This window comes from Haloarcula laminariae, from assembly GCF_025457605.1.
GTDB lineage: Archaea > Halobacteriota > Halobacteria > Halobacteriales > Haloarculaceae > Haloarcula > Haloarcula laminariae.
Genome location: NZ_JAMZFY010000001.1, coordinates 1,795,582 through 1,816,400, shown reverse-complemented (window position 1 = coordinate 1,816,400; position 20,819 = coordinate 1,795,582). Strand labels below are relative to the sequence as shown.

The following is a 20,819-nucleotide window of genomic DNA, read 5'->3' as shown; positions in this document are numbered from 1 at the left end:
AAAAACGCTGTCGGTCACCCGTCGGGGCCGGGCCGCCAGCCGCGCAGATACGCCACGCAGAGGCCGCCAGCGAGCGCACCGAACGGGAGCGAAACGGTCCGGACGACCAGGACGGCGGCGGTCGCGCTGCCGGCCGTCGCCCCGGTCACCAGCACCAGCGCCCCGCCGAGCAGGAGGTCGTAGGCGCCGAGGCTCCCTGGAATCGGGACGACGCTCGCGGCCTGGGGAAGCGGGATGACGACGAGAATCGGAAGCAGGGCGACCGATTCGCCGACGCCGGCCAGCGCAACCCACAGTGCTGTCGCAGTCAGTGCCTGTTCGAGGAGTCCGCCGAGCACGATGAGCGAGACAAGCCCCGACGCGTCCCGGAACTCGACCACGCGCTCCCAGTAGCGGGTCACGGCGCCGGCGACGACGGCCCGGTCGTAGGGCTGGTCACGGAGGAGGCCGGAGAGGCGACTGACCACGGGGGTGAGGACCGCGACGAGGCCGGTCGAGATGTACCGGCGCGAGGCGAGTACCAGTCCGCCGGCCACGAGCATCCCGGCTATCGACGCCCCGAGAATCGAGACCACTCCCCGGGCGTCCGGCGTGCCCACGAGGACAAAGATACCGAGCAGGGCCGAGAGACACAGCTGTCCGCCGGACTTGACGTATTTGGCGACCGAGCGGACGCCCAGCGCCTCCGAGTAGCCCGTGCTCGTGGCGACGCCGATGAACCGGGCCATGATGGGCTCGGAACTCACCGGGCCGGCGGGACTGAGGATGTCGAAGAAGCCCCCGGCGATCGCGAACTGAACGCTCTGCGGTGCCGAGAGCCCGCCGTTCAGCGGCGAGATGGACGCCCAGATGCCGATGGCGTCGGCCAGTCCTTCGAGTACCACCAGGGCGACGACGAGAGCGAACGCCCACGGGGCGATGGCCGTCGCTCGCGCCAGCACCGTTTCGGTACCGACCGTGTAGAGATAGCCCGCGAACACGGCCGTCCCGACGCCGAGCCCGGCGACGAACCGACGTGCCTGTCTCACACGCCGGGAGTCGGTGAGACCGATGCAAAAGCGTACCGAACGCCGCAGGCCCCGATGGACCGACCTTCGCTGCTGACACCGCGCTCACTCCGCGTTCGCCCCGTCGTGGGCGTACTCCCGGAGCGTCTCCAGTTCGACGTCGTCGAGCACGTCCTCGCTCGTCGCCGCCAGATCGACCGGTGGCGCCGCCCCCGCCTCGTGGGCCTCTATCCACCGCGGCACACAGACACACCAGTGGTCGCCCGGGTCGAGCCCGGGGAAGTCAAGCTCCGGCCGTGGCGTGACGAGGTCGTTGCCCTGGGCTTTGCTGTACTGGAGGAACTCGTCGGTCATGACGGCACATATCTCGTGGCGACCGGGGTCCCGCTGGAGCGGGTAACAGTAGCCGTCGCGCATGAACCCCGTCGTCGGGTCCGTCGAACAGGCTTCGAGTTCCCCGCCGAGGACGTTGGCTTCGCTCTCCATACCTGGTCCCGGGGCGGCGGCGGGAAACCGTTTAGGGCTCGTTCTCCCGGTCGGAGACCGACCCGTCCCGACGGCTGGACGCGTCCCCGTCGCTCGGAGCCGACCCCTCACTGTGGCCGTCTGCGCGTTCGGGCGTCGACTGGGGGTCGCTGGCGTCGGACTGGTCGGCGGTGGCGTCTCCGCCCCTCGAATCCGCGTCCGGTGGTCCCTCCGCACTGTTCCCACCGGACTCGCCGTTCGACGGGGCCTCGGGCGCGTCCGGCGAGACGGCGGGCACGTCCACGCTGTCCAGCACCGACCGGACTATCCCGTCCGGGTCGACGTTCTCGACGGTGGCTTCGGTCGTCAGGATGAGCCGGTGGCTCATCGTCGCCCGGGCCATCCGCTTGACGTCCTCCGGCGTGGCGTACTCGCGGCCGTCGATGACGGCGCTGGCCCGGACCGCCTCGAACACCCGCTGGACCCCGCGCGGGGAGACGCCGATTTCCGTGCGCTCGTCCTCGCGGGTCGCCCGGGCGAGGTCGACGATGTAGCGACGTACCTTCCCGTCGACGCGGACCTCCTCGGCCAGTTCCTGCAGTTCGAGTACCGTCTCGGGCGTCACGACCGGGTCGACGCTCGGCGCGAGGGTCCGCCGGCTGTCCCGCATCGCTAGGAGGTCCATCTCCCCCTCGACGTCGGGGTACCCCATCGATGTTTTGACCGCAAAGCGGTCCCGCTGTGCCTCCGGCAGGCGGAAGGTCCCCTCCTGCTCGACCGGGTTCTGCGTGGCGATGACGACGAAGGGCTCGGGCAGCTCGTGGGTCGTCCCGTCGACGCTGACCTGGCGCTCCTCCATGGACTCCAGCAGGGCGGCCTGGGTCTTCGGCGGGGCGCGGTTTATCTCGTCGGCCAGCGCGACGTTCGTGAAGACGGGGCCCTCCGCGAACTCGAACCGGCCCTCGTGTTCGTTGTAGATGTTCGAGCCGGTGACGTCGGCCGGCAGGAGGTCCGGCGTGAACTGGATGCGGGTGAAGGTGAGCCCGAGCGACTCCGCGAAAACGCGGGCCAGGACGGTCTTGCCGGTCCCGGGGACGTCCTCGACGAGCACGTGACCGCGGGCGATGATGGCCGCGAGCGTCTCGTACAGCACCCGCCGCTCGACGACGACGGCCTCCTCGACCCGGTCGACGATGTCCCGACAGCGCCCGGCGGCCTCCTCGGGCGTCAGGCTCGCTTCGGTCATATCCAAGCGTTAGACGCCGCTGTCATGAAACTATGCCATCCGGGCGACCTGTGGTTCCTATCTCTCCGACCCGCTGTGACGGGGCGCTGGTCAGCCCCGCAGCCCGATGGCCACCAGCACGACGCCGAGGACCGCGATGCCCATCGTCGTCGGCGACCCGACGGCCGACCCGACCGACCGCCGGGCGAGGTCGAGGACGGTCAGGCCGGCGATGCCCACCAGGCCGACGCCGACGGCGACGACCCCGTGGTACAGCTCCAGCCGGCGCGTCTCCGGGAGGTGCCCGAGCTCGGCGGTCACGCCGAGTCCGAACGTGCCCACGTCCCAGACGACGAGCCCGCCGGCGACCGCCGCGAAGACGAACAGCGACGGGAACCCGTACAACGCCCCGCCGAGTCCCATGGCGACCAGCCCGGCCGCGACGACGGCCGACGTGGCGGCCCGGCCGGGGAGCACGCCGGTGTAAAAGCCCAGCAGGACCGCGACGAGTCCGACGTAGACGAGCAGCGGGAGCACCGGGACGACGAGGATGGCTGTCGCACCGACGTAGCCCAGTCGGAGGAGGGCCGGGGCGACGACGAACAGCGCGAGGGAGTAACAGACGGCCGCGACGGCCGCGCCGACCGTCCGCGTCGACAGGCTCTCGAAGCCAGCGGTCGTCCGGCGGACGGCCCAGGCCAGGACCGCCGCGAGCAGGGCCAGGGCCGCGACCGCCAGCAGGGGAATCGCGGTCACCTGGGCGAGCAGCGTTATCGGTCCGCCGACCGGCGACAGGAGCGCCTGGCCGACCCCGGCCGCCAGCCCAACCAGGCCCAGGATGACGGCCCCCCACGCGACGAGCGTCACCCGGAGCAGTGCGGATTTGAGTCGCCCGTACCGCGCCCTCGCCGTCGACCGGCGGTGGGCCGGCGCCAACTCGACGGTCGGGAGCGCCCGGACGGCGACGTAGAGGCAGGGCGCGGCGACCCCGAGCAGTTCGAACAGCCCGAAGAACGCGGCGACCGGTCCGGCCCCCCGCGCGAGCGAGCCCGCAAGCTCCCAGCCCAGCAGACCCAGCCCGGCGACGAACGCGAGGACGATTAGCCAGACGAGGAAGAACAGATACGAGAGCCCGCTCTGGACGAGCGTCGTCGTGACCGTCGGCCGGTCGAACGCGTCGTTCCAGCCCGCCGCCACGCCGAACATGGCGACCAGGGCCCCCGCGACCAGCGTGGCCACCGCCGGGCTCGCCAACGCGACGAGCCCGCTCGCGCCAACGAGCGCGGCCAGGACGACCGCCGCCGGGAGAAAGAGCAGGTGCCCGAGGACCTTCGGCTGCAACCGGTCGCGTGACAGCAGGGCCATCCCGGCCGACGTGAGCCCGACGAACAGTCCGAACGTGGTAAAGGCCAGCGGCCGGCCGACCAGGTAGCCGGCGGCGGCCAGTATCGCGACGACCACGACCGCGACGACGGTCAGGCTGGCGCCGCGCGGTCGCCCCTCGTCGCCGACGGCGGAGGGGGTGTCGAGCCTGGTGCCGCCGATGGCCATTCAGCCGCCACCTCCCGCGCGGACGCTCCCGCCGGCCCGGTGGGCCTCGGCGGCGAAGGTCGCCTCCAGAATCGTCGGCAGCGGCGTCCCGCGCCGCCAGTCGATAGACCGGGCGCCGCCGGCCTGACAGCGGGCCAGACGGGTACGGCGCCGGACCTGCTCGTACTGGCCGCTGACGGTGTTCGACGCCACGATGTCGGGCGACAGCACGGTCCGGGAGCCGCCGAACGCGGACCACTGCTCGACCATCGACAGCGGCGCGTCGTCGAGCAGCGGCGAGACGAGCACGAACTGTGCGTGCCTGTCGACCAGGCCGCCCAGCGTCCGCGCCTGCTGCGTGGGGTCACAGTCGGCCGCCGGCGCCGCGTCGATGGCCTCGCCCAGCACGGCGATGGCCCGCGAGCGCTGCTCGCTCCCGCCGCCCGGGGGCAGCCACGCCAGCCCGCCCGGCCCGTCGCCCTCGACGCCGACGACGGCGACGGCGACGTCGTGACCGGCCCCGAGCAGGGTGTTGAGCGCCCGGGTCGCCGCGTAGGCCCCGAGTTCGACCGCCGTCGGGCGGCCCGGCCCGGCGGCCACCCGCGACGCTGCCCGGGCGTCCAGGACGAACACCACCGTCGCCGAGACCTGCCGGTCGTAGTTGACGGTGGAGAGCTCCCCCTGCTTGGCGTAGCCGCGCCAGTCGATGCGACCGGCGGGGTCGCCGTGGCGGTACTCCCGCGTCGAGTGGAACGTGACCCCCTCCCCGGGCGCGTCCGTCGTGAGCCGGCCCACGCGGGCGTCGCCGATATCCGAGAGCGGCGGCGCGTCGGCGTCCAGCCGACAGATGAGCCGCGTGTCGCCCGACGGCTGTCTGTCCGCCGTCGCCACCGCCCCCGCGCCGGCCCCGCGAACCCGCACGCGGGCCGGCGGGAAGTCGAACTCGCCGCGGCGCGCAACGACGGTGTAGGTCACCGTCACCGACTCCCCCGGTTCGAGGGTCCCCCCACCTCTCGGCGTGCCCCGCAGGACCACAAGCGCCGACGGGACCGGGTCGACGACGCGCAGGTCCGACAGCGTCCTGTCGCCGTCGTTTCGGACCGTCAGCGTGACCGTCACCGGCCGCCCCGGCGGCGCGACCCGCGGGTCGACCCGTCGTGTGACGGTGAGGCGCTCGGGGACGGCCGCCGTCGAGACGGAGCCGTAGGCCACGTACGCCAGCGGAATCGTCGCGGCGAGCAGCAGGGTCCCGTTCCCCCGGATACCGCCGACGAAGCCGAGCAATACGGCCGCGACTACCGCCCCGCGCCAGCGGACCCGCCGGGCCATCAGTCGCCACCCCCGGCCTCGGCCGGCCACTCGGCGGACTCGTCACCGGCGGCCGACGCTGGCTGTGTCTCGGGAGTTGCGTCGCGTCCGTCCGGTGCCTCCGACGGAGCGCCCCCCTCCTCTGCACCCGACTCGACCTCGTCTTTCTCGTACTCGTCCGCGCCGACCGAGGCCGACCCGTCGACGGCCCGGCGGAGACTGCCGTCGGCCGCCCGCTGGAGGTCGTCGAGGGTCGGTTCGGCCACCGGTACCGGGCGCGGCGCCCGCTGGCCGACGACCGGAGGCAGCGCCGTATCGGCCGCTCTGGCGACGGCGCCGACGGCCCGAGCCGTCCGGTGTCGCACGGCTTTCCCGGGGAAGAGCCAGGCCCAGACCCGGCGTCTGAGCGACCGCTCGGGCGGGACGACGCCCTCGTCGAGGACGGCTGCGGCGACCGGGTCGTCGGTCCAGGAGCCGTCGGCCAGCGCCGCCTCGATGCGGTCACGGTCCCAGCCGCCCCGCTCCAGCGCCGCGACGAGCGCCTCCCGGAGCGGCGGCCTGACCGTCGCCAGCCCCGCCTCGACGGTCTCATCGCGCGCGTCGCTCGCGGCCGCCTCGATGACACCCGACAGCGCCGTCCCCGAGATGGGGTCGGTCCGCGCCGTCGACTCGGGCGGCTCGTCGACGATAGCCCCGTCCTCGTCCCACGGGGCGGGCGCGAACCCCCCGCCCGGCGAGCGGACCAGCTTCCACAGCGTCAGGGCGACCACGAGCACCCCGCCGAAGAGGGCGACCGGGGACGGGACCCGCGCGGCGGGGCTCCCGGCCAACAGGCCGAACACGGCGCCCAGGACCACGAGCAGCGCGCCGACGCCGGCCAGCACCGTCGTGAGCCGTCTCATCGTTCCTCGCCCTCCTCGTCCCGCGCGCCGGCAATCTCGTCGAAGGCCGCCCTGGCCCGTTCACGCCGTTGCTCGCCCGACCGACCGCCGTACTCTGCGTCGCGGAACGCCTCGGTCAGCGTCTCGACGGGCCCGCGCGGCAGCCCCCGTTCAATCGCCGCCCGGGACACCTCGGCGGGCGTTCGCGTCCGCCAGGTCTCCGGCAGGACCCACCTCGCCAGCCGCCGCCAGAGTCGGCGCAGCATCGGGTCGTCGCCGTCCTCGGTCGCCGCTGCGCTGTCGGCCGTCGACGGTGCCGACGCCGCGGCAGTACCGGCCCCGCCCGCTCGCCGCCGGAGCCACCAGGCAATCGCCGCGAGAGCGACCAGACTGACGGAGAGGAGGAACCCCGGGACCCCGTACGCGTAGGTGGCGGTCCCGACGACGGCGACGGCGGCGAGCGCGGCGGCGGCGAGCGCGGCGGCGACGGCGCGGCGCGACTCGCGGAGCCCGGCCAGCAGCCGTCCGGGCAGCGTGCGGAGCCATCCCCAGAACCGAGCGCCGAGAGCCGAAAGCGAGGTGGGCAGCGAGCGGAGCCACGCCCCGAACCGCGTGGCCTGTGCGTGGAGCCAGTCGACGGTCGCTTCGAGACCCTCGACGACACGCAGGAGTCCTCGTTTACATCGCTCCAGCAACGCCCCGGCCCGCTCCGCGGCCGTCGCCCCACCGCTTCGGACCGCTTGCCGGTGCCGGTAGAGGGCGACGACGAGGACGCAGATAGCGGCGACGCCCAGCCCCGGCAGTTCCCAGACGGCGTAGCCAGCGAACAGGACCCCGACGGCGCCCCACCAGCGGGCGACGCGCCGGGCCGTCTCGCGGTCGCGGCGCCGGGCCGTCACCCAGGTCGTCACGGTCGAGAGAACGACCAGCAGGAGCGACGCGCCGACGGTGTAGAGATACGCGTACACCACCGGGACCGTCGCGCGCTGGAGCGGCGTGGTGGCCGTGACCGTCCCGCCCGTCGTCAGCGGCGCGGTAAAGTTCACCCGGCCGCTGGGACCGGTGGTTCCCAGCGTCTCCCCGTCGGCTGCCACGGTCGCGTTCCGGACCGGCTCGCCGTTTCGCGTCACGTTCACGGTCACGGTTTCGCCCGGGACCGCAAGCTGTGGCTCGTAGCCGACTGCGAGCTGTAACACCGAAACCGTGGTCCGGCCGCGTATCTCGCCGCGGCTGACGGTCACCCGGACGCTGTCGCGGTCGGGGACGGAGAGCCGGTATCGGCCCCGCTCGTCGGTCGTTCCGACCGTCTCCCCGTCGACGGCGACGCTGGCGTTCGCCATCGGCACGCCCCGGACCGTCGCGACGAGCGTGACGGTCGTCCCCGGGTACGGGTCGCCCTCGACACGGATACTGGCGTCGCTGGCCACCTCGAACTGCGTCGTGTTGTTCGCGCCGCCGCGCTGCTGGCGGACCGGCCCGGCGTCGAGTTTCGGGGACGCCGGTGTGACACCGATAGCGCTCGTCCCACTCGCGAGCGCCGTCGATACGCCCGAACCGACCGCGCCGGACTCCGAGGGCCCGACCGGCGCGGTCCGCGAGAACGCGCACGGCTCGTCGACGGGCGACTCGACCGTGACGTTCAGCTCGGTCTCGAAGGGGACCTCGCCGGTCACGACCCCTCGGCCGTCCGTGCGACCGACGTAGTCACCGTTGAACCACACCCGGACGCCGCTACTCGGTTCACCGTCGACGGTGACGAAGACCGTCGCCTGTGCTCCGGGTTTCGGAGTACTCTCCACGTAGACCTGGCACTTGCTCGGGGTCCCGCTGTCACCGCCCCCGGTATCGCCGCCGCCGAAGAGGTCCCGAAGCCACTCCGGAACGTCGAACCCGTCGCCGGCGCTGTCACCGCCTCCCCCGCCCTGGTTGTCAGGGACGCGTTCAGACGGGTCGCCGGCCCCGTCCCCGAACGGGGCGTTCTGGCCCGCGACCGGCGCGAGAAAGGCCGCCGCGACGAGGCCGAACAGGCAGACGACGACCAGCAGAAGCTGGCGACTGTCGACGCCGATATCCCCGCCGTCGCCGCCTGTAGTTCCCACGCGTGGACGCACCTGATTCAGTTACCGAAGTTATGTGTAGCTGTTGTCGGGACGGTAATCAATCCCTGGCATCCGCTGGACCGATGGGTTCATTCTGACCCGGACCCAACGCCGGTGTATGCGCGTTCGCGACTGGCAGGACATCATCGAGGACGTGATGGACAGCAACGCCGACCCCGGCGGGTGGCGCGCCGTCGGGGGCGACCGCGCGGGCGGTATCGGCGAGGACATGTACATCGGCCACCCCTCCGCGGGGGTGTACCAGCTGAAGACCTACGCGAAGAACCCGATGGCCGTCCAGGGCGTCGGCTCGCAGGTCGCCCGGAAGATAGACGACGACATCGACCCGCTCTTTCCCGAGCAGGGGACCGGCGTCTTCGGCGTCCAGCAGGGGCCCGAGGACGAGGACGACGCCAAGGAGAAGGCACAGAACTTAGAGACCGTCCTGGAGACTCACGCCGACGCGCCGACGACGCCGCGGGCGCTCGTCGAGGACATGCTCGACGCGATGGACTCGCCGGCCTACGGCCCGATGGAGTACGACCAGTACGACCGCCCCGACCGGATGGACGACCTGACCGAGACCTTCGAGGAGGCCGAACAGCTGCTTGAGGCGGAGTTCGAGGACGTCATCGACGAGGACGTCGAGCGGGGGTTCTACTGATGGGTGCCCGGTGATGGTCGGCCCCTCGGTGACCAAGGAAGACCGCGAGAAGTTCCTGGTCCGGCTGAAGGTCGGTTTCGCGCTGCTCGTCGGTCTCTCGATGTCGCTGGTGACGCTGTGGGGGTCTGGCGGGCTGGTCGCCGCGCTGGCCGTCGGCGTCGCCGCGGCACTCGTCGGCGGGCTCCTCGCGCAGTTCACCTTCCCCGACAGCATCGCCGAGACGCCCTACGAGGACGACCTGGACCGCGGACCGAAACCCGGGGAGCGGCTTCGGGAGCGCCGTGAGGAGTCCGAAGAGCCCGAGGAGCGGGCCACGAATCGAGACCGTCGAAAGTAGACGGCGGAAACGAGAACCGTGTCGAGCGGCGTCCGGCATCGCTCCGTTCCCCGAGGTACGATTGACTTGCTTGGGTGGTTTGAGTACGTAGTAATCGAATATTTCTTTACTGAATCGCCATGGATTCGTCATATGTCTGACCGGACAGATCGATTGCTTGCCCTCCACGTTATATTGCTGGCACTGCTGACCGTCTCACAGACGACTGTTGTTCCGCGAAATCAGCTTTTAGGTGCGATTGGTGTAGCATTCGGAGCTATTGCCGTTGTGTTTGCACTCGTGGAATTCAAACAGGCGTTATAGATCCAATCTTCTAAAGCGACATTTGAGCTCTCTGTACCGACCGAACTGAGACCGCCAATCGTTCGTCGGGTCCGTCGCCGGCCTGGCTGTTTCATAGCCAGTGGCTCCCCAACTCACGGCCACTGACACGTGTGGAGTATGTTGTTTCAACCAACACGTTTTTCAAATCGCTAATTTGTACCCTGATATGGACGGGGCCGCTGAATCCGACTACGACTTCACAACGTGCTCATGGATACGGCATCGACGCAGACAGCGGTGGTCGGGGAAGAGAACCTGGTGAGCAGATGGCCTTTCAGCGACGGTTTCGCCGATGTCGCCGGAGGTAACGACGCGACAGCAGCCAGAGACTCACCGTCGATAGAACGCCACAGCGGTCGCGACTGCGTGGCCTTCGATGGGACTGACGCGCTCCGGGCGAGCAGGGGCGGCCATGGGGAGCTGGACCTCTGTGGCGCGGACCAACCCCGGTTCTGTATCACCATGTGGGCGTATTTCGACTCCGAAACCGGGAACGACCCGTCCGGGGAGTCGGCGGCGAGCCACAGTCTCTACCGGAACGACACCGGAGTCCGCATCGTCGGGCGCGAAGCGGAATCCGGCTCCGGCGTCGGCGTTCGGCTCAGCATCAGCCCCTACAGCGATGGAGACGCCAACGGCTATAGCATGGCCGACGAAGACGAAGTCACCGTCCCGGTAGACGAGTGGCATCACCTCGCGTTTCTGGTCACGCCGGGCGAACGCCTGGAGATATACGTCGACGGGGAGGTGGCGTTCACCGACGACCAGATGGACGGGTACAACGAGTCCAGTTCCGACTTCTGGACCGACGTGACGATTGGCAGTTGGTACGGCGGCAATCCCGAGGAGTGGGGCCATCTGATGCGGGGCAAACTCGCCGACCTGCGGGTGTACCAACCGGGCATAGACGAGCCACAGATTCAGCAGGTCTACCGGGAGACCGCTCCGAAGGCCGATAGCGGTATCGTCAGAGCCGACGACCTCGTCGCCCGCTGGCCGTTTGCGAACGGGTTCGACGATACAGTCGGCGACGCCGATGCGTCCATCGGCCAGGGCGACCCCACGGTCGGGAGATATCACGGCCGGGCCGGGGTCGCGATGGACGGGGACGACGGGCTTCTCGTCGGCTCCGGAAGCGACAACCCCGAACTCAGCATCGTAGAACGGGAGCACGGACCTGTCACCGTCACCGGCTGGCTGTATTTCGATAGCACGGAAGGGGGGAGCCCGAACAACTCACCGGCGGACCATCACATCTTGCGAAACGACGCGGAGTACGTCCTCGAGGCCCTCCCGGCGGCTGACACCAGCGGGTCAGTCGAGATACGGTTCGGTATTAGTTCCCTGGGGGAGGGCGAGTCCTACACCACGGACGATGCCACTGACGCGGAGCTACACGTCACGACGGGAGAGTGGCACCACCTCGCGCTCGTCGTCAACGCGGCCGACTATCTGACCTGTTATATCGACGGCGCGGAGGCGTTTCACGACGACGACCTCTCCGGGTACAGCCCCCGGAACACGAACTACTGGTCTCACCAGACGATAGGAAGCTGGTACGGAACAAGCAGTCCCGACTGGTACGATCTGCTGGTCGGCAAGCTTTCGGACCTCCGCATCTACGACGGCCAGCTGTCGGGCGACGAGGTGAGAGAGATATACACGAACAGTGCCCAGGCGAGTGCGACCTTCGCCGTGGATATCGTCTCCACCAACGCGCCGGTTACGGCGGGAACCGAAGTCAGCGTCACGGCCGAGGTGGAGAATACGGGTGACGCCGACGGAACGCAGCTGGTCACCTTGGAGCGCTCGTCCGGTACCGAACTGGACGAGACGGAGGTCACCCTCGGGGCAGGCGCGACAGACACAGTTACCCTGACATGGAACCTCGAAAGCTCGGAGACGGGCGACCGGACTATCAGTGTCGTCACCGATGACCACGTCGCGACGCGGTCTATCACGCTCCAGTCCAGCGAGACGCCCACCAGTACGCCGGCGACAGCCACCGACAGTAGCGACCGGCTCCGGGACGCGAACCGCCTCGCCACAGTCACTCTGGAGGGCGAGGACCATTACGTCCTCGACCAGATACCCGAGGAGCCGGACGACCGATACGCCTTTACCACGACGTCGTACGAGCTATTGGAACCCGAGCGGGCTGCCAGCGTTGCAATCAGCTATCGGTACTGCGAAGAATACCCCTACGACTCGCAGGCGCGTCTCGAATCCGTGAGAAAAGAGTACGAGAAGTGGGAGGACGCGGAGCAGTTGGCGCGGACCGCGAACCTCTTTACGAAGCTAAGCGGCGTCCTGGCGTTGGGCGCTGTCGATACGAAGGCCTCGGCGGTACAGGTCCTCGACCTCGCGGTTACCACGTTTGATTGGGGCCAACAAGACTTCAACCGACCGTACCACGAAGTGTTCGCTAACATCGGCGGCGCGAGTGCCTCACTCGAATGGGCGGAGAATCAGGTCCCGGAGGCCACCGAATCGCTCGAAAACATCAGTAGCCCGGCGGTTGATATCGCCCAATCGACTTTGCAGGCGTACGAGCGTGTCGATGATGTGAAAACAATCGCCGAGAGCGCAGCGACGGTTGTGGAGGTGTTCCGGCAGGCGGACAGTATCCACACGAGCGTCGGTATGAATTCTATCAGCAGTTCGACCGACCTCAAAAGCACCGGCTTCACCGTCCTTGCGACCGCGGCTATCTCTATCGCGGTCGAAGGGGTCAGTAACGCGGCGGAAGCACAATCCGAGATCGCAGCTATTGGGAAAGCCGCGGCAGGCGCCCAACAACCGCTGCTCAACAAGCTGATCGGGCTGGAAACGCTCGTGAACAACTACAGTATCGGTCCGTCGGGAATCCTCAGAATGCTGGCGCTCAGGCAGGTCGACTACCAGATCGAGGCCAGTGCCAGCTACGGAATCAGCAAGACGTACGAGGACCTCTCTTCCGGAGCGCTGGGTGACGGCTACGATGCGGCGCTCGGGGCGGAGACGAACGCCCAGGAGTGGGAAGACAACGGGAGCACGTGGCTCAATCTGAGCCAGTACACCGCGGCGGCCGTCGGCGCAAGCTTTGGTCGCGGACTGGACAACTACCAGGACTCGCTGAACTACGAGGAGTACGGGCCACAATCAACGTTCGACTACTAATGACAGACCGACCCAATACAGCCGACGAGAGCCGAGACGAGCCTGCCGACCAGTCACAGCGTGACGCTGCCGGGGACCGTACCGGCACCGCGGACCAATCTGGCGCCGACGCCGGTGGCGCGACGGTCTCCCGGCGCACCCTCCTCAGCAGTTTGGCCGCGGTAGGTGCAGTCGCCGGGGTCGGCTACTCTCTCATCGATGACGGGGCGGTCGAGACTCCGGAGCAAACCGGCCAGAACCAACAGGGGACGACGCAGAACACCTCCGAGTCACCGTTCCAGTACGAACGGGAGGTCAGACAAAGCTATCAGTCCGAATCGATTTCGGTGACGCCGACGTTCCTGTCCTCACAGACGAGCGTCACGTCGGACAGCGGCGACCAGCCGACGACGGAGATTATCGGTTGGCCGACGGATACGGAGGACGGGGACCAGCTACTGTTCGTCGTCGAGGACGGATTCGGGGAGTCGCTGATAGATTCCATGGTAGAGTTCTTCGTCGATGTCGAGGAGCCGACCCGGCAGTCCCAGACCGAGGTGGGCGACAACGCGGTCACGTTCGATGTGTACGCTGGCGACGCATATGTGATAGGTGCGGGCTCACACACCGGGACCGATAGCGGCGACGCGACTGAAGAGGTCTATATCGTCCGCGGCGAGAGCACCGAGACCGTGCTGAGCCTCGTGGACGCATACGACGAGAAGTACGCAAGCGAAACCGCCTGATTGCATCTGTACCGCCAGCTGAGCGCCGACAGCGCATCTCGCGCCGCTGTCAGTCCAGCACGCGCTCGACCCACAGCCGCGGCGTCTCTATCTCCTCGTCCGTCGGCAGCGTCTCCGGCGACTCCCAGACCCGGCCCGCCGCGGCGACGCCGCGGGCGTCGGCCACCGTCTCGAAGAAGGCCTTGCCGCGCTCGTACTGCTGGCGTTTCATCCCGAGGCCGAGGAACCGCCGGACCAGCGTGGCGACGGGGCCCCGACCCTGTCGGCGCTCGTCGACCTTCCGGCGGAGGTCGTCGTACTCGTCGTCGAAGGCGCGGTCCATCAGCAGTTCGGCGTACCCCTCCACGGCGGTCATTGTCGTGTCCAGTTCGCCCAGCGAGGACCGGTCGAGTTCGCCGCTGGAGAGCTTCTCGATGGTCTCCTCCATCGTCTCCTCCATGTGGTCGGAGAGCCACGGCGCGGCCCCGAATTCGGCGGCATGGGTCACCTCGTGGAACGCTATCCAGCGGCGGAAGCGGTCGCCGTCGACGCCGAGCTGGCCGGCGACGCGCTGGATGTTCGGCCGGACGAAGTACAGCGCGTGGTCGTCGTTGTCGGCGAGCAGAAGGGGGTCGTACTGCCCGAGAACGTTGTTCCCCAGGAATGAGAGCGCGAAGGCCATCGAGCCGGTGTTGACGGCGCGGGCGACGCCCGGGATGTACTCGGCCTGCTGTTCGATGGGCGCCATCACCCGTTCGAAGGTCGCGACGTTGGCGTCGATCCAGTGGTGGCGGTTCTGAATCTCGACGGTCTCCGGGAGGTCGAAGTCGAGCCCGGAGACCGCCCGTACCCGGTCCCGGGCGTCGCGGACGTCCGTGGTGTACCCCTCCGTCTCCGCCGCGGAGAGCGCGAGGTCGCCGGGGTCCGTCGACTCCTTGGCGGCCTCGGCGACCGCCGTCCAGTCTATCGGCCCGTCACCGGTCGCGCCGGCGACGGCGCGGACGCTGTGATATATTCCCATACCCCAGCAACGGTTCGGGGCGCCATAGGCCTTCTCCCGGCGGTTACTCCATCTCGCCGAGCGGGGGTTCCTCGTCGCCCCCGGTTAGCTTCTTGGCGGCGACCGTCACGACCACGAGAGCGACCAGCGCCAGGACGGCGACAAGCCCCAGCGGGGCCCCGCCCGAGTCGCTTTCGTCCGCCGCTTCGTCGTCGTTCCCGCCGACCCCGGGCGCGTTGGCGGTGAACTCCGAGCCGTCGAGATGCAGTTCGAAAAGCGTGATGTCGACCATAGTAATACATCACGCTCTTGACTTTTAGTGGTTGTGCTACCCCGGCTATTCATGACCGACGACGGCAAAGGCCGGGTATGGACGAGCGACGACGACAGCTGCTCGAGGAACTGCTCTCGACGCCCGGGCCGTCGGGCTTCGAAGCCGACAGCCAGCGCGTGTGGGTCGACTACGTGAGTGAGTTCGCCGACGAGGTCCGCACCGACGACTACGGCAACGCCGTTGCGACGCTTTCCGGGGGCGACACCGAGGTCGCACTGGCCGGCCACGGCGACGAGATAGGGTTCATTGTCCGGGAGCTGACAGACGACGGGCACGTCCGGATGGGCCGCATCGGCGGCTCGGACAAGACCGTCTCGCGGGGCCAGCACGTCACGATTCACACCGCGGACGGCCCGGTCGACGGGGTGGTGGGCCAGACCGCGATTCACCTGCGCGAGGGCGACGACAACAGCGTCCCCGACGTGGCCGAACAGCACGTCGACGTGGGCGCGACCGACGGCGACGAACTCGGCGAGCTGGTCGACCGCGGCGACCCCATCACCTTCCAGCAGACCGTCACCGAACTGGCGAACGGGCGGCTCTCGGCCCGGGGGATGGACAACCGCATCGGCGTCTGGGCGGCGGCGGAGGGGCTGCGCCGAGCGGCCGAAAACGACGTCGAAGCTACGGTTCACGCCGTCTCTACCGTCCAGGAGGAGGTCGGGCTCCAGGGGGCGAAGATGGTTGGGTTCGACCTCGACCCGGACGTGGCCATCGCCGCGGACGTGACTCACGCGACGGACGCGCCTGACTCCCCGGGCAAACGCTCGACCGGCGTCGAACTCGGCGGTGGCCCAGTCGTCGCCCGGGGCAGCACCAACCACCCGGTCGTCGTCGACGCGCTGCGGGCGACCGGCGAGGACGAGGACATCGACGTGCAGCTGCAGGCGACCGGCATCCGGACCGGCACCGACGCCGACGCGTTCTACACCTCGGCCGGCGGCATCCCGTCGGTCAACGTGGGGCTCCCGAACCGGTACATGCACACACCGGTCGAGGTCATCGACCAGAGCGACCTCGACGCCATGGCCGACCTGCTCGCGGGCTTTGCGGTGCGGGCCGACGAGTACGCCCCGTTCGCCGTGGACGTATAGCACGACCTTACTGCGGCCGGCCGCCGATAGCCCCCGCCTAACCAACCGGTCGGGGCCGATAGGTAGCGTATGGCCCCGCACGGTCCGTCGATTGTGGGTGGGGACCCGTCCCAACGGGGGTATCGCTGACAGCATGGAGTGGCCCGAGTCCAGAAGCCGCGTCGCCTGGTGGGTCGTGGCCGCCGTACTCGGCGCCATCACCGCCTGGATTCTGTTCACGTACGTCGGGACGTTCGTGCTGGGGCTGTTCCTCTACTACGTGGCTCGGCCGGCCTACCGACGGTTCAGAGCGAAGCTCCGGCCGAGCATCGCGGCCGCGACGGCCCTGCTGGCGCTCGCCGTCCCGGTGGTGCTGCTCGTGGGGTACACCCTCGCCATCGCGGCCCAGGAGCTCGCGCGCCTCCAGCAGTCTGTCGACCTCGGCCCGCTGACCGACCAGTTGGAGCCCTATCTGGACGTCTCCGACATCGTTCAGGACCCGCAGATGCTGCTCCAGAACCCCGACATCGTCAACGCGGGCCAACTCGTCGCGGAGGGCGCGCTGGGGTACGTCCCCATCGTCGGCACCGCGCTCATCAACGTCTTCCTGGCCCTCGCCGTGGCGTTCTACCTGCTCCGCGACGGGCCGAGGCTGGGGCGCTGGGTCCGGGAGACGTTCAGCGACCAGGAGGAGTTCCTGAGCGTCTATCTGACGGAGGTCGACGAGGACCTCGGGAGCGTCTACTTCGGCAACATCCTGAACGCGTTCGCCATCGTCATCGTCGCCGCGTTCGTCTACATCGCCCTGAACGCCTTCGCGCCGGCCGACGGCATCCCCTACCCCGCGCTGATGGCCGTCCTGGCCGGCGCCGCGAGCCTCATCCCCGTCGTCGGGATGAAGCTCGTCTACGTCCCGCTGTCCATCGGGCTGTTCGCGCGAGCGATTCTGGGCGGGGACCCGCTGTGGTTCCCCGCCGCCTTCGTCGTCGCGACGGTCGTCTTCGTGGACTTCATCCCCGACCTCGTCCTCCGGCCGTACGTCTCCGGGCGGAACCTCCACGTCGGCCTCGTGATGATCGCCTACGTCATCGGTCCCCTGTTGTTCGGGTGGTACGGCCTCTTCCTGGGGCCGCTCTTGCTCGTCGTCGTCTATCACTTTGCGCGGCTGGTCCTCCCGGTGCTCATCGACGGCGACGGCGTCGAGGCGATACCGGCGGGGACCGAGCGCGACCTGGAGAAGCGCGCAGACTCCGGCGAGGACGATTCGGACGACGGCGTCGGCAGCGGGTCGGCGTGACCGGGTGCTGTTCGGCGAGTGACCAATACCGACCGCCAAGCGGTACGTTTAAGCGCCCGTCACGATGGGAACCCTACATGAGTGGACGACCGCTGGACGTGCTCGAAGCGTCGCTCGGCGAGGCCGTCACCGTACAGTTGAAAGGCGGCGAAATATTCGAGGGCGAGCTGACCGGCTACGACCAGCATATGAACCTGGTAATTGAGGACGAAGACACAACGATTATACGCGGCGATAACGTCGTATCTATCAACCCATGACTGGTGCAGGAACCCCGAGCCAGGGCAAGAAGAACACCACGACACACACGAAATGTCGACGGTGTGGGAACAAATCGTATCATACGAAAAAGAAGGTCTGCTCGTCGTGCGGCTTCGGCAAATCGGCGAAACGACGTGACTACGAGTGGCAGTCGAAAGCCGGCGAGTAACTTACCATCATGCACGAGAAGTGCGGCGTTGTTGGTATCGCTCTCGAAGACCGAGACGCCGCCCGCCCGCTCTACTACTCTCTGTACGCCCTCCAGCATCGCGGACAGGAGTCCGCGGGCATCGTCACCCATGACGGCTTCCAGCAGCACAGCCACGTCGAGATGGGGCTGGTCGGCGACGCCTTCGGCCCCGGCGACCTCGAATCGCTGACGGGGTCGAACGGCATCGGCCACGTCCGCTACCCCACCGCAGGCAGCGTCAACTCCTGCTGTGCCCAGCCGTTCTCGGTGTCGTTCAAGTCCGGGTCGCTGGGGCTGTCTCACAACGGAAACCTCGTCAACGCGGACGAGATTCGCGACGAGATAGCGGACCTGGGGCACGCTTTCACCTCCGACGGCGACACCGAGGTCATCGCTCACGACCTCGCCCGGAACCTGCTTGAGGAGGACCTCGTCCGCGCGGTCAAGCGGACCATGGAGCGCATCCACGGCTCGTACTCGCTTACCATCATGCACGACGAGACCGTCCTCGGCGTGCGGGACCCGCAGGGCAACCGCCCGCTGGTCATCGGCGAACTGGATGACGGCTACGTGCTCACCTCCGAGTCGGCGGCCATCGACACGCTCGACGGGGAACTGATTCGGGACGTCCGCCCCGGCGAACTCGTCGTCCTCCACGACGACGGCACCGGCTACGACACCTATCAGCTCATCGAGCAGGAGAACACGGCCCACTGCTTCTTCGAACACGTCTACTTCGCCCGGCCCGACTCGACTATCGACGAGAACCTCGTCTACGAGGTCCGGCGCGAACTGGGCCGCAAACTCTGGGACGAGTCGGGGGTCGACTCCGACGTGGTGTTACCGGTGCCCGACTCCGGACGCGCCTTCGCCTCGGGCTACGCCGAGGCCGCACAGGACGACGGGTCGGACATCGAGTTCGCGGAGGGGCTGATGAAAAACCGCTATGTCGGCCGGACGTTCATCATGCCGACCCAGGACGAGCGCGAACGCGCCGTCCGCCTGAAGCTCAATCCCATCAAGTCGACCATCGAGGGCAAGAAGGTCACCATCATCGACGACTCCATCGTCCGTGGGACCACCTCGAACCAGCTCGTGCAGCTGCTGAAAGACGCCGGCGCGGAGGAGGTCAACGTCCGCATCGGCGCCCCGCCGATTATCGCCCCCTGTTACATGGGCATCGACATGGCCTCCCGCGACGAACTCATCGCGGGCGACCAGTCCGTTGAGGAGATTCGCGAGGAGATAGGCGCCGATTCGCTCTCCTACCTCTCCATCGACGCCATCGCGGAGACGCTGGAGACCAGCCGGGCCGACCTCTGTCTGGGCTGTGTCACCGGCGAGTACCCCTACGACATAGAGGGCGAGGAGACCGACCGCGATGTCGTTCGGCCGGAGATAGACGGGCAACCGACGCCGGCAGACGACTAGGAGACGTCGAACGGAGTGAGACGTCTCCGAACTCACGAACGGGGAGCGGAGTGACCCGTGAGTTGGCGGTTTTGCACGGAGTGAGACGGTATTCGAGGTTTCGACCGGAGTGGGGCCAGCTGTGCGGACTCCGAAACCGGCATGTGTCACGACACATATCAATTATCTATGGTGTTACGACTGTCACGTAGGGCGGAGGTTGCCCGGCTATGACCGACGACGACCCGAGTGACTTCGACGCGACCGACCCGGAGGCCCGCGAGGTGGGCCAGACCGCGGCGACCGACTCCGAGGAGTTTCTCGCGTTGATGCCACACTACTACCGGGGCGAAGTCTCACAGAGCGGGAGCCTCCTCACGCGGCTCGACCTGACCATCGACTGGGCCATCGTCCTCGTGACGGCCGTCCTCGCTCTCGCGTTCCGTGGCGGCGACGTGGCCGCGTATCTCCTGCTCATCGGGATACTGGGCGTGTCGCTGTTCCTCTTCTTCGACGTGCGACGCTACCGGACCTTCGACGCGTGTCGGGCGCGTATCCGCGTACTGGAGGAGAACCTCTTCGCGAACTCGCTGGACCCCGAGGCGGCTCCCTTCGCCGAGTGGCGTAGCGAACTCGCCGACGACCTCCGCAGGCCCACGTTCAAGGTGAGCTACCGGGAGGCGCTGTCCCGCCGGCTCCGGAAGGTGTACTACCCGCTGTACGTCCTCCTCGGCGTCGCCTGGGGGTTCCGAATCAGTCTCTATACGCCCGAACAGTCGTGGGTCGAGACGGCCTCGATTCCGGGCCTCGCCGGCGAACTCGTCGTCGCCGCTGTCACGGTCTTTTTCGTCGTGGCCACGGCTGTCACGTTCTGGCCACTGGAGCGGGAGGCACGCGGCGAGTTCCACGGCGAAGCGTCGGGCGAGTGGAAGCGGTGAAGCGGGCGGTCTCCGTACCGCTCTCGGGCGCTCACCACAGCAGATACAGCATCGCGTAGACGACGACGCCCAGCGAGAACGATATCAGCCACAGCGTCGCGGCTACCTTCCCGGCGCGTGGGTGGTTCGTCCGGCGCAGCTCCGAGACCGGATAGCTCACCGCCAGCAGGAGCGTGTAGTAGACCGCGGGGATGGCGGCGATGGCGAGCAGGATGTGGACGGCGAGCAGCGGGAAGTAGACGTACGTCTCGACGGCGGCCGGGCCCGCGAACTCGGTCGGGCCCACGAGCGAGACGCGATAGAGGTAGAGCACGAGAAAGGCGACGAACAGGCCGAAGGTGGCGACCATCAGCTGTCGATGCCGTTCGATGTCCCCCCGTCGGACCGCCCGGAGGCCGGTGAGGATTGTCACGATAGCGGCGATGCTGACGAACGCGTTGACCGTCGGGATGGCTTCGAGGACAGCGTCGGGAGCGCGGGGAAGCAGCGCGGTCGGAATCGCACCGCCGACCGCGCCGAAGACGAGCGCCAGTGATACGACCGTCAACGCTGCAGTGAGTGCGGGGACCCGCTCGCGTACGTCCAACATGGGTGGCGGTTAGCGGCGCCGGAT

The 20,819-nt window shown here is 68.4% G+C and carries 20 protein-coding genes; 10 read left to right on the top strand and 10 right to left on the bottom strand.

Features of this window, described 5'->3' with window-relative positions:
- Positions 1-14 precede the first annotated feature (14 nt).
- The 7 genes from NJQ98_RS09335 to NJQ98_RS09305 all read right to left on the bottom strand — a co-directional run bounded on the left by NJQ98_RS09335 (position 15) and on the right by NJQ98_RS09305 (position 8,515).
- Entirely contained in the window at positions 15-1,028 is a 1,014-nt protein-coding gene (locus NJQ98_RS09335) for a flippase-like domain-containing protein (RefSeq protein ID WP_262178003.1), read from the bottom strand.
- An 84-nt stretch (positions 1,029-1,112) separates the two neighbouring features.
- Positions 1,113-1,493: a DUF2237 family protein gene (locus NJQ98_RS09330; protein WP_262178002.1), complete on the bottom strand. Its 381-nt coding sequence runs from the start codon at positions 1,491-1,493 to the stop codon at positions 1,113-1,115.
- A gap of 31 nt (positions 1,494-1,524) precedes the next feature.
- Complete coding sequence (locus tag NJQ98_RS09325) at positions 1,525-2,718, bottom strand: AAA family ATPase (protein WP_262178001.1); 1,194 nt, start codon at positions 2,716-2,718, stop codon at positions 1,525-1,527.
- 90 nt (positions 2,719-2,808) lie between these two features.
- The gene (locus tag NJQ98_RS09320; protein WP_262178000.1) at positions 2,809-4,248 is read right to left on the bottom strand and encodes a glycosyl transferase; all 1,440 of its coding nucleotides are present in this window, start codon (positions 4,246-4,248) and stop codon (positions 2,809-2,811) included.
- Positions 4,249-5,556, bottom strand: coding sequence for a DUF58 domain-containing protein (locus NJQ98_RS09315; RefSeq protein WP_262177999.1), 1,308 nt, complete (start codon positions 5,554-5,556; stop codon positions 4,249-4,251).
- Positions 5,556-6,437 (bottom strand): DUF7269 family protein, encoded by an 882-nt coding sequence (locus NJQ98_RS09310; RefSeq protein WP_262177998.1) that lies wholly within the window; start codon positions 6,435-6,437, stop codon positions 5,556-5,558. Before NJQ98_RS09310 ends, NJQ98_RS09315 begins: the two co-directional genes overlap by 1 nt.
- Positions 6,434-8,515 carry a DUF4129 domain-containing protein gene (locus NJQ98_RS09305; RefSeq protein WP_262177997.1) on the bottom strand — a complete coding sequence of 694 codons (2,082 nt, stop codon included), beginning with the start codon at positions 8,513-8,515 and terminating at the stop codon, positions 6,434-6,436. The genes NJQ98_RS09310 and NJQ98_RS09305 overlap by 4 nt, the downstream gene beginning before the upstream one ends.
- A gap of 118 nt (positions 8,516-8,633) precedes the next feature.
- On the opposite strand from NJQ98_RS09305, the gene NJQ98_RS09300 reads away from it, so the two are divergent.
- From NJQ98_RS09300 to NJQ98_RS09285, 4 genes are all read left to right on the top strand, one after another.
- On the top strand, positions 8,634-9,179 hold the full coding sequence (locus NJQ98_RS09300) for a hypothetical protein (protein ID WP_262177996.1): 546 nt from the start codon (positions 8,634-8,636) through the stop codon (positions 9,177-9,179).
- A 13-nt stretch (positions 9,180-9,192) separates the two neighbouring features.
- Positions 9,193-9,516 (top strand): DUF8527 family protein, encoded by a 324-nt coding sequence (locus NJQ98_RS09295; protein WP_262177995.1) that lies wholly within the window; start codon positions 9,193-9,195, stop codon positions 9,514-9,516.
- A 534-nt stretch (positions 9,517-10,050) separates the two neighbouring features.
- Positions 10,051-12,999, top strand: coding sequence for a LamG-like jellyroll fold domain-containing protein (locus tag NJQ98_RS09290; RefSeq protein WP_262177994.1), 2,949 nt, complete (start codon positions 10,051-10,053; stop codon positions 12,997-12,999).
- A complete protein-coding gene (locus NJQ98_RS09285; protein WP_262177993.1) occupies positions 12,999-13,724 on the top strand; it encodes a hypothetical protein in 726 nt (241 codons plus the stop codon). Before NJQ98_RS09290 ends, NJQ98_RS09285 begins: the two co-directional genes overlap by 1 nt.
- Before the next feature lie 49 nt (positions 13,725-13,773).
- On the opposite strand, the gene NJQ98_RS09280 is transcribed toward NJQ98_RS09285, so the two are convergent.
- Both NJQ98_RS09280 and NJQ98_RS09275 read right to left on the bottom strand, forming a co-directional pair.
- Complete coding sequence (locus NJQ98_RS09280) at positions 13,774-14,724, bottom strand: zinc-dependent metalloprotease (protein WP_262177992.1); 951 nt, start codon at positions 14,722-14,724, stop codon at positions 13,774-13,776.
- 43 nt (positions 14,725-14,767) lie between these two features.
- Positions 14,768-14,995: a hypothetical protein gene (locus tag NJQ98_RS09275; protein ID WP_262177991.1), complete on the bottom strand. Its 228-nt coding sequence runs from the start codon at positions 14,993-14,995 to the stop codon at positions 14,768-14,770.
- 77 nt (positions 14,996-15,072) lie between these two features.
- On the opposite strand from NJQ98_RS09275, the gene NJQ98_RS09270 reads away from it, so the two are divergent.
- From NJQ98_RS09270 to NJQ98_RS09245, 6 genes are all read left to right on the top strand, one after another.
- Positions 15,073-16,131, top strand: a complete 1,059-nt coding sequence (locus NJQ98_RS09270; protein ID WP_262177990.1) for a zinc-binding metallopeptidase family protein — start codon at positions 15,073-15,075, stop codon at positions 16,129-16,131.
- A gap of 133 nt (positions 16,132-16,264) precedes the next feature.
- The gene (locus NJQ98_RS09265; protein ID WP_262177989.1) at positions 16,265-17,407 is read left to right on the top strand and encodes an AI-2E family transporter; all 1,143 of its coding nucleotides are present in this window, start codon (positions 16,265-16,267) and stop codon (positions 17,405-17,407) included.
- A 77-nt stretch (positions 17,408-17,484) separates the two neighbouring features.
- Complete coding sequence (locus NJQ98_RS09260; protein WP_262177988.1) at positions 17,485-17,667, top strand: LSM domain-containing protein; 183 nt, start codon at positions 17,485-17,487, stop codon at positions 17,665-17,667.
- Positions 17,664-17,837 carry a 50S ribosomal protein L37e gene (locus tag NJQ98_RS09255; protein ID WP_220587618.1) on the top strand — a complete coding sequence of 58 codons (174 nt, stop codon included), beginning with the start codon at positions 17,664-17,666 and terminating at the stop codon, positions 17,835-17,837. The genes NJQ98_RS09260 and NJQ98_RS09255 overlap by 4 nt, the downstream gene beginning before the upstream one ends.
- A gap of 9 nt (positions 17,838-17,846) precedes the next feature.
- Positions 17,847-19,289, top strand: coding sequence for an amidophosphoribosyltransferase (gene purF / locus NJQ98_RS09250; RefSeq protein WP_262177987.1), 1,443 nt, complete (start codon positions 17,847-17,849; stop codon positions 19,287-19,289).
- Between the two features lie 209 nt (positions 19,290-19,498).
- Positions 19,499-20,206 carry a DUF2270 domain-containing protein gene (locus NJQ98_RS09245; protein ID WP_262177986.1) on the top strand — a complete coding sequence of 236 codons (708 nt, stop codon included), beginning with the start codon at positions 19,499-19,501 and terminating at the stop codon, positions 20,204-20,206.
- Between the two features lie 31 nt (positions 20,207-20,237).
- Here NJQ98_RS09245 and NJQ98_RS09240 read toward each other — a convergent pair whose 3' ends face one another.
- Positions 20,238-20,795, bottom strand: coding sequence for a DUF420 domain-containing protein (locus NJQ98_RS09240; RefSeq protein WP_262177985.1), 558 nt, complete (start codon positions 20,793-20,795; stop codon positions 20,238-20,240).
- Positions 20,796-20,819: the final 24 nt, after the last annotated feature.